The organism is Seonamhaeicola sediminis, from assembly GCF_004358095.2.
In the GTDB taxonomy this organism is placed as follows: Bacteria; Bacteroidota; Bacteroidia; order Flavobacteriales; family Flavobacteriaceae; genus Seonamhaeicola; species Seonamhaeicola sediminis.
Genome location: NZ_SMZJ02000006.1, coordinates 198430 through 211394, shown reverse-complemented (window position 1 = coordinate 211394; position 12965 = coordinate 198430). Strand labels below are relative to the sequence as shown.

Here is a 12965-nt window from a genome sequence, read left to right as displayed (position 1 = left end):
TATATTTTTCAATATGTTAAGATATTTGCGCACAAGCGCAGTTAAGAGAAAAGGCATAAGGCACAAGTGAAAACTTTTAACTTATTACTTTTAAACTTTTAACTTAAGATTTAAGGTGGTTATAGCGATGGGGCTCACCTCTTACCATTCCGAACAGAGAAGTTAAGCCCATTAGCGCCGATGGTACTACAGTTGTGGGAGAGTAGGTCGTTGCCTTTTTTTGATACTGAAGCATCAGTATTTATATATAAACCCTTCATTTTTTAATGAAGGGTTTTTTTTGTTTTATTATTATTACGATTGGGGATTACTGAATGATTTGTTAGTTGACTGTGAAGATTTTAAACATACCTTTTTCTTTGCTATTTGGAACTTCAGAAATAAAAGCATATTTCCCTGGATCTAAATTGGCATAAAAATAGCCTGTTCTACCAGCAGGCATATCGTTTACACCACCTAAAAAGGTTATACCACTTGGAACGGGGGTAATTAATCCTTTTGGATTTGACCAATCCATCCAGGCTTCTAATGCCTCTAAACTTGCATTAGGATCTAATTTGACCAGATTCAAGTCATGCCAAATAAAATTTTCATGTGGCTTTTGATCTTTTACGTATACTGAAAAAATTTGTTTTCCTTTGGTAATACCTTTATCATATGTAATACCTTCTTCACCAGATAAGGTAATATTTACTGTTCCTTTTGGTGGCTTATTACCACTATCTTCATCAGTAACTACGATAGGTTTTGCCATTCCCATAAGCGTATGGAATTTACCATTGGGCATTTTTACATAGCATTCCATAATATAATATCCTGGTCTTAATTTTAATGTAGTAATAGCTGTATGTTTTGGAGCAATCAAACCAGCCCCTCCAGAAAACACAATATCGCCATACCATGCTGGTAGTTTAGCAAAGGCAGCAAACCCTTCTTCTGCTTTGCCTTCATTTATTAAATCCATACCTTCTTCAAATACAGGAGCAATATCAGTAATAGCATTTTCTGCAGTTTTTCCTTCAGGATATTTATCTAATAAAAAGAAATGGGTTTCGTTTGATAAGTTTTCATATTTAAAAGTATTCCAACCTGATGGAATAGTATCTACTGATTGAAATTCCATGCTACGCGTAACAATATCAATTGTATTACTTGGAAATTGTATTTCTTCAACTTCTACAATTTCTTCAATTGGTTGTGATTTCTTATCGTTTTTACAATTAAACAATACGCTGATAGAAATGAATAATATAAAAATTGGCTGATTTAAATTTTTCATAATATGATTTATAGTTAGTCAATTATTACTTTTTTGTTGATATTTCCCTTATCTGTTTCTATTTTAAGTAAATAAATGCCTTTTGAAAGCTTGCTTACATCTATTCGATTTAATTCTGAAGTGACAATAAAAGCTTGTTTTCCTAAAATATCATAAAATTCAACTTTAAGTAATGGCATTGCAGATTTAATCGTTAAAAAACTAGTAGCTGGATTTGGAAAAACTTTAGTACTAAATTTTATTCCATCTTCATAAGCCAAAGTAGTTGAAGTTTCTGGGTTAATAAAACCTTCAGATAATATTATTGTTCCTGTACTTACTTCTTGCACATGTGTTTCACCTATAGTATAAAGTAATTGTATATTACCATTGGTTTCACTAGCTCCACCACTATCGATACTAAATTTTTCTATGGTTTGGGCATTACCTGAAAACCAAAGCAGAAAGCATATTGAAAAACTGGTTATTATTTTCATACTTGTATTTTTTATATTGAGATTCCTCCTCGTTCCTCGTTCAGAATGACAAAAGTTTTAGTTTTTTACCAACTGTATTGTTACACTACTTGATTGCTGTTTCTCTATAGCTTCTACTCTTTTTAGCAGTGTTTGCAGAATTTCAGATTGTTCTGCACTATCCTGTTGCTCTTTAAGAAGTAAGGCTTTTAGCTGCTCATTTTCTTTCTTTAACTCTTGTATTGCTTTTATAGCGACTACGCCAAAACCTGAATAGTTAAGCTGGTATAAATCGTCTTCTTTGTTGTGGTTTACTAATTCTGGATAAATGGGCTCTACATCTTGTGCTACGAAACCAATATGAGATTTCTTGTTCTCATCGCTCTTGTAGTGATAGGTTAACGGTTGAAGTTGCATAAACTCCTGCCAGTTAAAATACAGATCATTAAAATTGGCTTTTGCGCGTCTATCAGACAGTGCGGTGTAAGCACCAGAAGCGTCATCAAAAGAACCCACAGGACTAGCATTACCTCCCGCTTTGGAATATAAATACAACTGACCGTTACTGTTGAGTGTATAAAAACGCCACCAGTTTTCATTTGTACCTTTATTTTGCAGTTTAAACCCGTTTAAAGTCCCGTCGTTATCATGAAAGAGATGAAGATCTGAATTGGGTTCTACATTATGTGTCCCAAACGCTGAATAGCCATTTTCTAAAACCGTTAGGGCATTACTACGGTCATTAATATTATTACCATTACCAACTTGAAACAAGGTTGAAGTAGAAAACGTTGCGTCGTTTAAACTACCAACAACTGTAGATGCTTCATCATCGGCATTAACAATGTAACCCATTGCTGTTGATGCAAAACCAGAAGCTTGTGATGACACTCCCATTGCTGTTGATGCTGTACCTGTAGCATATGTTACTTCTCCCACTGCAAAAGAAGATGTGCCAACAGCATTTGTATCCTTTCCTACAGCAGTCGAATAAGCGCCTAAAGCTTCTGTAAAATATCCCATTGATGTTGATGCAAAACCTAAAGCTTGAGTTAAAGATCCAGTAGCAAAGGCATTCTCGCCTGTTGCACCTAATACCGAACTTGAGAGATTTGAATAACTTAGATCCACTGCATTTGAGCCAATATTACCATAATAGGTTGGATTAGCTCCTGTTAACCGCCAACCAGTGCCATTACCTTCATCTAGTGCTTCTAAACCTGTAGAAGAAAGATTAGCATCAGCATATTCTTTGGTGATTAAAGCTTTTGGGTCTGTGATTTCTGAAATATCGAAGCTTGGGGCTGTGATAATACCATCCATATTTACATTAAAAGCGTTTGAACGCCCGCCTGTATTTCCATTACCAATCTGAAACAAGATATTTGTTGCGGTAGTATTATCATTTAATCTACCTACAACAGTAGAAAATTGGTCATCAGCAATAGTTCCAAAACCTAAAGCAGTCGTACTGAATCCTGATGCTATGGTTTCATTTCCCAGTGCGGTCGAGGCTAAATTAGTCGCTTTGGTTTTATATCCAGCAGTAAAATTTGCAGTACCTAGAGCTCCAAAATCTTCTGAGGCATCTGGATTGTAACTCATATCGACGGCGTTTTCCCCCACAGCTCCAAAATTAGCAGGATTTCTCCCTATCAACCTCCAGCCTATTCCATTGCCTTCATCCAAGGTCTCCAAACCTGTTGGTGAAGTTCCTGAGCCTCCTCCAGAATAGTTAGCGTCAGCGTATTCCTTGGTAATTAAAGCCTTAGGATCTGTGATTTCAGCCATATCAAAAGTTGGGGCTGTTATGGTACCATTCCGTAATACCGTTAAGGCATTCGTGCGCACATCATTGGTTCCATCTACAAAATAACCATTACCAATTTCGAACAAAGGATCGGTTGCAGAAGCTAGTAAAGGATCGCCACCACCTACATTAAAAAGTCCAATGGCTGTTGAGTTTGGTGCTTCGGCTCTAGTGTATTGCCCCATTGCCACAGAATTAAACCCTGAGGCTACAGTAGAAGCACCCATTGCTGTAGCTTGTGATTGAGTTGCGCTTGTATTGATTCCGGATGCAAATGAACTTTGACCAGAAGCAGTTGTGTTTCTTCCTAAAGCTGTGGCATAATTTCCAGTAGCCCCTCTAGTAGTTGATTCGCTTGTACTAATACTTAAATCGACTGCACCAAATGAAATTAATCCATAATTATTTGGTGGTCTATTTTTTAAACGCCAACCTTCTCCGTTTCCTTCATCTAATATCTCAAGACCTGATGTATTGGAGTTCTGGGCATACAATGCATAAGGGACAGCCTTAAATTCAGTGGTTCCCATATCTGTAAGTCCTGAGCCTGTATCGATTTGTACTTTTAAAAAATGAGAGGCAAAAAAATTCCCCCAATCAATATTTTCATATTCACCATCAAACCCAGATAAAGGGTTTCCTTCTCCTATGTTAACTATAACAATTCCGTTAGCATCTGTAGTAGCCGAATGGGTTTCGGCATATACTACACTCGAAAAATCGGCAGCGGGACCTTCTAAAATCGAGAATTCAATGGTTATGTTTTGGTTGGACAGCACATTGTTACTGTCATCTTTAATCAACGCTTTGTAATTAATACCCTTTTGTGCAAATGTTAATGTACTTAGGGCTAACGTTAATATTAATATTACTTTTTTCATGACCTGTATCTTTTGATTAATAGCTTTAATATTATTTGATGAGATTATTTAATTTAAATTCTTTAAAAATTGGCCAAACGTCCTTTTGCTCAAATCCTGTAACTTTTAAATTGACCGCAAAACGACCATTGTAAAAAAACTCTAAAGTGTATCTGTTTTGACCTTTATCGAAATGTTCTTTTACCATAGAGTCTTCATAAGCTTTTGTTATCGTATAATCACCATATTCTTCTTTATTGGTTTTATCATACTTAATGGCTCTGTAAGATGCAGTTGCAGCTGATCCTTTTTCTCCAGCACCATCAAAAAATCTTATGTTTATTTGTTTGCTTGTATTTTGCCCATAGATTGCAAATGCCATAGAAGCACCTGCCATATCCAAAGCATTGCTATTGGTTTTTGGCATACCATAAATAGTTTCTGGAAAAAACGCTTTTAAAGTTTCTACAGAAATTGGTGTGAGTTTTTTTAATGCTTCTGACTCTGCTGCTAAATCTCGTGCGCCTTTAACAAGGTTGTTACCTGTTTTTATTTTGTTTACTACTGAGTTGGTTTTTTGATTGGTTTCTTTTTTTTCATTGTTACCACATGATAAGACTAAACACAACACCAACAATAGACTGTAATAGTTAAGAATTTTCATAATGAGAATTAAGTTTAATTATGATTAATTTCGAGTATTAAAATTATATTCTACAGCATTTGGTAATTTAACTGTAGTCTCTTCATATGTGTATATAGCTTTTGCTCCATCTGGATTAACAATCTCTGCTAGATAATCTTCTGAATCAAAAACTATATAGGTTCCTTTGCCTTGACCACTAACCACCAAATACCGTTTACAGTTATTACTGCCTCTACAAGAAATAGTTTCTTTTACTACTCCTTCAACACCTTCAAACCAAGATGGATGGTAGTAATATGCCCATTCAATTATTGGATATTTACCCATAGACATTATTATTTCTTGACTATTATAGCTTATAGTACGAATAGTATAATCGAGTTCTTCTGAGACATTATCGTATGGCAAATAAGCTTTAGGATCAAAAAAAGTATAGGCATCTAACATTTGTGCCATGTAGTTACTAAAAGTTTCAAAATGAACTTTGACATATTGCCCTTTATCAGCTGAATAGATATAACCGTACTGATCCCAATATACAGGGTCTGGATTTTTTCGTTTACCGTGATATTCCATTCGCATTGCCATAGTATCAAAATCTAAATAGGAAATAATATGGTCTTTACCATCCTTTAGTTCCAATTTTATATCTGTAGTAATATAATAGATGAAGTTAGGATTGTTTCCTCCTAATTGGTTTGTATTATCACTATTATTATTATTGTTGCTATCATTATCATCATTATTGGCGAGTACTTCACCTATTACTACATCTTGACCATCACCATCATCCTCATCTCCTTTATCATCTATGATGTTTCCATTACGATTGGTATCAATGCCATTGTTGGGTGTGCTGTCTGGATCTTTGGTACTACAACCAACCACTTCAGCGGTTGTCAACAAATCTCTATCGTCTACAACTACAACTACTATTGTCATTGTAGCTTTTTTCCACTCCTCAAGATTACCAATATCCCAAAGTTCTGAATCCTCATTATAACTGCCTTGGGTTACTGAAATATTAGATACACTGTAACTATTTGGAATGTGAACTTTTGAAACAATATCATTTGATGATGCTGGTCCTTTATTAACTACATGTATTGTAAAGGTTACCGTTTCGCCTAAAGCCGTATAATAGGGATCCACTTTATTCAGTAGATGCAAATCGGCTTCACTTTCTGTTCCTTTAGCATTTGTGGTTTGCTGGTTTGGAACAGGTACTGATTTTTTAGTAGTTTCCTTTTTTGTGTTATTACTTTTTTTAGGCTTAGATGTAGTAGCACTATCTATAGCTTGTTCCGTTTTTTTTGATACTATTTCATCGGTTTTATTGAGAATAGTTCGCTCTGCAGCCGCTTCAGCTTTCTTTTTAAGTTTTTTTAGGAATTGAGCTTCTACTGAAAAACTGATGCTTAAACAAGCAAGGAATAGTATAAGGTGTTTTGGTTTCATTAGTTTTGCATATAATTGTTAAGGTAATATGTTTTAACTTCTCCTTTTTCACTGTTAGAGATAGTTACATAGTAATGTAAACGACCATTATTAATAATATAGTAAGGAGTTAAATAATCAAATCCTGAAGTGAAATTTGCAGACAACTTATAACTATCATACCAGTCATCTAATATTTTACCATCTTCAAAGCCGTATTGCATTAGTTGACCTGTATTACTGTTTAAAGCCATAATACTGGTCATACTATCATTCTTACTATCAGTTTGTGCTACATTACATATTACATTCCACTGGCCTCCAATATCTTTCCTTGTTGCAGTGTCTATACCAATTCTACCATCAGATTTTATAATCAATTTTCTAATAAAACCATCAGATTTATTATAGCCAAAGGTATAGTTACCAAAACTCAACAACTCTAAATTGTTAAAATTAAGTTGAGATTCTTGTAATTTAGACCCTAATCGTCCATCACTCTCTAAACTGTAAGTGGTTATAGTACCTGAATTGCTTTTAAGCATTAGGAACCGTTTAGGATATGCTGTAATATAAGCATTGGTGTAATTAGTAGGTAATTGATATGCTTGTGCTGAACCTAATGAGCCATTGTCATTTAATTTTATAATACCTAGTTGTCCTGTTCCGTAATCCATGAACAATGCATAACTTTTGGTACTAATATTGTTAATGCCTATGAAAGAAATATTTCCCCTAAATTCCTTATAAGCTACTTGAGAGCCTGTTTTTCCATTTTTATCAACGGAATAAATTGCTATAGCATTATTAAGATCATTAAAATAAATCATAAATTTATTGGGTCCTAATTCAAAAGCTTCTCTTGCAGCCCATCCAGCATTATAATTTATAGATTCAAGTTCCTGACCAATTTTCCTGTTGATTTTAAAATTATATCCTCGATCATTTTTCATACCTAGGTAAGCGCTATAAATTCTGGCAATCTGTTCATCGGTAAAATTATTTCTACATTCTGCTTCCGAATAAGACATAATATTACTAGTATCTGGCTTATAATCAGTGTTTTTTGAGTCTGTTTCCGTACCTGTATAAACACAATTGGTAACAAGACCGCTTAAGTTTGGATCTGCTGGTGTATCACAGCATAAGTCTCCTGAAGATTTACAGTTTTTACCATCCACACGTTCATCACCTCTTGCTGTTTCATGAGTGTGTAAAAGACTAAACCAATGTCCTAACTCGTGTGTCAACGTACTAGCATTTTTAGCTTGTCCATTTCTCATAAGAATATGTTGGTTTTCGTAACCCTTATTAGGAAATCGTGCCCAAGATGTATAGCTATTTTCTGTAAAGTATATATTCAAAACATAATCTAAATCTCGATCTGGTATGTCTAAAATTTCAAGATAATCCGCATGTCCGTTACCATTAGCATCAGTAGAATCATTTAATTTTGTATTGAGAACTGTGGTATCATCAATATAATTTAGGTTGTTGATATGGACATATAAACCATATGGTTCTAGAAGATTGTTAGCACGTTTAAAACTTTCGATCAGTTCTTTTCTACTAATGCCACCTGTTTTGTCACTTTTTCTAACAATGTGCACAGCCGTTGGAATAGTACTAAAGTCTGATTTACTAGACAATGACAGTTGATTAATAGATAAGTTGTTTAAATATTCAACAGAAGGTAGACCACGAAGCTGATCAAAAGAGTAATTTTTTATGTACTGAAGACGTTGGTTGTAAAGAGATGTAGAATCGGCAAGTATCCTTAACTGTTCTTCTGTTGGTTTAGCACTACAAGGTCCATCATCATTTACTGATGATGCACTTAAATTTTTTTCGGTTTCACCTATTAACTTTAAAGTGCCATTTTCTAAAACTAACTCATGAAAGGTTAAGGGAAGTGTAGTATTGCTTTCAAAATAGTTTCCTAACCAAGATTGCTGATTAGCAACTATGGTTTGAGTTGGAGTAATACCCAATTTTTTGGTTTCATATTTAGTATCAAAATCAAAAACAAGTTGCGCTTCTTTTGCTGGCATAACTTTATACTTACCATAGGCATCAACATCTACATTAATAGGTTTTTTAACATCTGCAAGATCTACTGGTCTTAATTTATAGTTCCCAGTAATACTACCTAAATAGGCTACTGTATTAGAATATGATTCTTGCAATGCCGTATTGTTTTTAATATTGGATAACAGGTTAATATCAATTACCGCATCAGTTTCCTTATCTACAAGCATGACTACCTCTGTTTGAGGAAGAATATTTGTAATGGTAAAGTTTGTAAACCCAATATTTGCATCAAACCGGGAATCGTTTACCGCACCACCTATAGACACCATGGTTGGTTGCATTTTAAACCTTGGTAAGAAGAGTACCATTTGGTCGTCTAAAAGCACTTTTAATTTTCCCTTAATACATTCTACTTTTGCATGACGCCATACTGGTTCTAAGGTTTGAAATTCTTTTAAATGATTTTTTGCGCTTCCCATTTCTGGATGGTTCCAGTCGGTTTCTAAACCATCTCTATAAATCATAAACGGTTTGTAACGGATTCCATTTTTTTCATAACCATAAGCACCATCCCACAACCTTAATTGAAAGCCTTGTCCATACAACGAAGACGTTTTATCAAAAAACACATCAAATTCTACTGTAAAATCTCCGTTTAAATAATTGTTTGTTTGATTATTGACTATTGGTTTAATGATACCTCCGCTTCTAAAACCAATGTACTTATAACCGTCTTGCTGATTTACCGTTGCCATGCCACCAACAATATCCCATTGACTTGGGAAGTCGCCGATAGTTTCATTAGTAACATTATCTTGAAAGGTTTGTGCAGTTGCAATCCATGAGGTAAACAACACAACAATACCATAAATGTACTTTAGTTTCATTGTATTTATTTTAATATTCTAACAATTCAAATTTTATCCATGCTGCGCCTCTATGGCCATCATTTTGAGTAGTGTTTCCTAACGAAATAGGTCCTTCAAGTGTTTCTCCAACTTGTCTTACCCATAATTTTGCATTTGGACCTCCATCGTAAGTTTTAAATAGCCCATATTGGGCTTTCATAATATCCGGATCATGAAAGGGTACATTAAACCCTTCAACATTTTCCCCTTGTTTTAATAACTGAAGATCAATTAACAAATCATATATATCAACCTCTATAAATGAATCATATAACACACCTTTAGAATTCCCCCAAAAATTATAAGAATTGTCTTCTAAAAAAGATTTAATAATGAATTTTGATGACTTGTCAGAGGCTTCTTCTGTTGTTATTTCAAAAATTAAAGCATTCATTACATTACTTATTTTTTTACCAGAAGCTTCATCAACAATAAAATAATATGATTTTGCACCAAGAGTATTAACTGAATAACCTTCTATAGTGGTTTCGTTATCCATATTCCCTTTGATTTTTTCTATTGCAACTTTATTATTATTACCAGTTGTGTAACTAATGGCTTGTCTGAAATTATATCTTGCTTCTGACTCATACTTTTTAATACACAATAAATCAGTTAATGTTACTTTCAACTTTATAGGCTTTTCAACTAAACCAGGCGTAAGTATTTGTGGGTTTGTTGTTGTATCAATAGGGTCATAAGGTTGTTGAATTGCAATAGAGTCTAATGGAGTGACTGTTGTAGTATCTACTGGACCAAATCCTACATTTTCATCTAAAGTTGTATCTTGAGTTACACCATTGGGTGTATTAATAGTAGAACTTATTGTACCTGTTTGGCTGGTATTATTAGAAGCCGTATTAGTATTAGATGTAGAAGTATTACTTTCTTGATTAGTATCCGTTGGGCTTGGATTGTATGGATTGGTTGCTATTATTTCACTTTCGGTATGAGAATCATTACTTGTTGTTGAAGATGTATTCATAGACCTCAATCCAGTAATCGTAAAATTTGTAAAGCCTATTTTTGCATCGAACTGGGAGTCGTTTACTGAACCACCAATAGACACCATAGTCGGTTGCATTTTAAATCTTGGAAAGTTAAGCACCAGCTTATCATCTAAACGTATTTTAAGTCTACCTGTTTTGCACTCTATTTTTACGTGTCTCCAAACAGGATCTAATGTTTGAAATTCTTTTAAATGATTTTTAGCATTACCAGGTTCTGGATGATTCCAATCGGTTTCTAAACCATCTCTATAGATCATAAATGGCTTGTAACGTATTCCATCCTTGTCGTATCCATAGGCACCATCCCACAACCTTAATTGAAACCCTTGACCATATAAAGACGAGGTTTGGTCAAAAAACACATCAAATTCTACTGTAAAATCTTCACCTAAATAATTGTTTGTCTGGTCATTGACTATTGGTTTAATAATGCCTCCGCTTCTAAAGCTTATGTACTTGTATCCATCTTGTTGGTCTACAGTAGCCATTCCGCCAACTATATCCCATTGTGATGGAAAATCACCCATGGTTTCATTGGCAACATTATCTTGAAAAGTTTGTGCAAGACTGCTTAAGCTGATTAGGCAAATTAATAGTATTGAAAAATTGAATTTCATATTTTTAATTTTTAAAAGGTGATATTAATATGTCCTGAAATAGGGAATTGCGCATCACTACGTTCCATCATACCACAGCCTTCACCTACAAATTTCATTTCAAGGCTATTTTTGGTTAGTTCTGAAATTGTAATAGTTCCTTTTTTAAATACTACACGTTTGTTGGTGCGCTTTTCTACGTCTCTATTTTTATTAAAAAAACTTAAATCCACTTTTATTGGACCCGAATTCGCTTCTGGAATAGTATAGCTAACCGGAATGTTTTTTAAAGCCTCTGTTTTATTGAGGTTAAAATTTATAGACACCGTACTTTCATTAGTATAAATATTAAACTGAAGGTTGTCGTTTTCGAAATCTAGCTTTTGTTGTGGGTTAAGGTCATTTTGACTCATGGTAAAGGTTTCCCCTTCCATGTTTAAAAGGACGGCCGCTTTACTAGTAGTTTTAGACTGATTAGTTTGGGTTAAATCTGTAGCGTCTGTTTTATTGCTGTTTTTACAATTGATAAGTAATAAGACGCTAACTAAGGTTACATATAATTTCATAATATTCTAGTCTTGTTTATAAATACTTTCCATTCCTTTTTTCAATAAGTCTTGTCCAGCCATTTTCTTTTCTACTGCAGCTGGAACATTAACTTGACATTCTTCGTAGAAGTATGCAATTTTACCTTTCCCCGATCCATACATAGAATTATTTTCCATTTCTACATTTATCTCTACAAGCCTATCTTGATTATCGAATAGAATATAACTACCTTCATAACCTGCTTCCAAGACACTAAATTTGGTGCAACCCATGCTTCCTCTACATGATTGTTTTATTTCCCTGTATTGATTGGACACCATTTCATCCCTAAAGTGGTCTGGTTTAAGCACAAAAGGAAAATCGACATGCATAAACGGATAAACTGCCAAACCTTTGTTTTGCATTTCTTCCATAGCCTCATAGATCGCCCCAACGGGTAATTTATAAGCTGTTCCCATCATGCTGGGCGCCATCATATTCATACCCGGCATATTGAGGAGTTGTGATTTGTTGTATTGCCCTTCTGTTTCGTTATAAGCAATAAAAAAGCCATCACTATCTATATAAGATGTTTCTGATTTACCAGTTCTCTGGTTTATGTAATCTGATTGCATAGCTACTGCATCGGCATCAAAATAACTGACCACATCTGACTGTTTGTCTTTGTCATAAGAAGTAACACGAACATCTTCTGTGTACCAAGCGCGTTTTGCGGCTGTGTTGTTTGCTAGTGATGGGTTTGCATACTTGGTACTTGCAGGACTATTTTTGTTTTTAGAATTATTATCTTTTGCATCACCTTCTTCTCCATTGACAACATCATCAATTGTTTTTTCGGTTTTTTTAGAAACTACCTCATCGGTTTTTCGCAAAATAGTTCGTTCAGCAGCTTCCTCTGCTTTCTTTTTAAGTTTTTTTAATAGTTGAGCTTGAGAAATGTTTAAACAAAAGAGTGTTGCAACAATTAATAAAAACTTAGTTTTCATGATTTATTTGATATTAAGTTAATCTGTAAGTTTAATGCGCTACTATTAAAGGATTTTAGGGATTAAATACTATGTTTAGGTAAAAAGGGAATAACTACTTTACTTAAATTTCGTTATTCCCATTTTCTCCCGATTAATAGCATCTTTATAGTTTTTCTTTATCAAAAAAGATAGACTTTACAATTTTGTTTTTTTGGGTGATTCTAAGATTATAGGTGCCTTTTTTTAAGTGGTCTATACTTAGATAAATAATATTCTTTTTACCATTTTCTTTTTTTAAAACATCTTCATGAGTCATTTTTAATGGAAATAAGAATTTACTGTGATGTAAAAGTAGTAGGAGTGTACTTAAAGGGATATTAGATATGTAACAAATGATAGAAGATATGTAACAATAG

Annotated in this window: 10 protein-coding genes and 1 rRNA gene; 1 reads left to right on the top strand and 10 read right to left on the bottom strand. The window is 34.0% G+C overall.

The window, feature by feature from the left end:
* Positions 1 to 111 precede the first annotated feature (111 nt).
* Positions 112 to 219 (top strand): 5S ribosomal RNA (rrf, locus tag E1J38_RS11725).
* 103 nt (positions 220 to 322) lie between these two features.
* Here rrf and E1J38_RS11720 read toward each other — a convergent pair.
* From E1J38_RS11720 to E1J38_RS15115, 10 genes are all read right to left on the bottom strand, one after another.
* Complete coding sequence (locus E1J38_RS11720; RefSeq protein ID WP_133356785.1) at positions 323 to 1279, bottom strand: hypothetical protein; 957 nt, start codon at positions 1277 to 1279, stop codon at positions 323 to 325.
* 14 nt (positions 1280 to 1293) lie between these two features.
* Positions 1294 to 1755, bottom strand: coding sequence for a T9SS type A sorting domain-containing protein (locus E1J38_RS11715; protein WP_133356786.1), 462 nt, complete (start codon positions 1753 to 1755; stop codon positions 1294 to 1296).
* A gap of 57 nt (positions 1756 to 1812) precedes the next feature.
* Positions 1813 to 4425 carry a tail fiber domain-containing protein gene (locus E1J38_RS11710; protein WP_133356787.1) on the bottom strand — a complete coding sequence of 871 codons (2613 nt, stop codon included), beginning with the start codon at positions 4423 to 4425 and terminating at the stop codon, positions 1813 to 1815.
* A 31-nt stretch (positions 4426 to 4456) separates the two neighbouring features.
* Entirely contained in the window at positions 4457 to 5068 is a 612-nt protein-coding gene (locus E1J38_RS11705) for a hypothetical protein (RefSeq protein ID WP_133356788.1), read from the bottom strand.
* A gap of 24 nt (positions 5069 to 5092) precedes the next feature.
* Positions 5093 to 6508 carry a DUF11 domain-containing protein gene (locus tag E1J38_RS11700; protein ID WP_133356789.1) on the bottom strand — a complete coding sequence of 472 codons (1416 nt, stop codon included), beginning with the start codon at positions 6506 to 6508 and terminating at the stop codon, positions 5093 to 5095.
* A complete protein-coding gene (locus E1J38_RS11695; RefSeq protein ID WP_133356790.1) occupies positions 6508 to 9405 on the bottom strand; it encodes a M43 family zinc metalloprotease in 2898 nt (965 codons plus the stop codon). Before E1J38_RS11695 ends, E1J38_RS11700 begins: the two co-directional genes overlap by 1 nt.
* 10 nt (positions 9406 to 9415) lie before the next feature.
* Positions 9416 to 11053 (bottom strand): hypothetical protein, encoded by a 1638-nt coding sequence (locus E1J38_RS11690; protein WP_133356791.1) that lies wholly within the window; start codon positions 11051 to 11053, stop codon positions 9416 to 9418.
* A gap of 11 nt (positions 11054 to 11064) precedes the next feature.
* Positions 11065 to 11598 carry a hypothetical protein gene (locus E1J38_RS11685; protein ID WP_133356792.1) on the bottom strand — a complete coding sequence of 178 codons (534 nt, stop codon included), beginning with the start codon at positions 11596 to 11598 and terminating at the stop codon, positions 11065 to 11067.
* A gap of 6 nt (positions 11599 to 11604) precedes the next feature.
* The gene (locus E1J38_RS11680) at positions 11605 to 12567 is read right to left on the bottom strand and encodes a hypothetical protein (RefSeq protein WP_133356793.1); all 963 of its coding nucleotides are present in this window, start codon (positions 12565 to 12567) and stop codon (positions 11605 to 11607) included.
* Between the two features lie 145 nt (positions 12568 to 12712).
* Positions 12713 to 12865: a hypothetical protein gene (locus tag E1J38_RS15115; RefSeq protein ID WP_186525861.1), complete on the bottom strand. Its 153-nt coding sequence runs from the start codon at positions 12863 to 12865 to the stop codon at positions 12713 to 12715.
* Positions 12866 to 12965 lie beyond the last annotated feature (100 nt).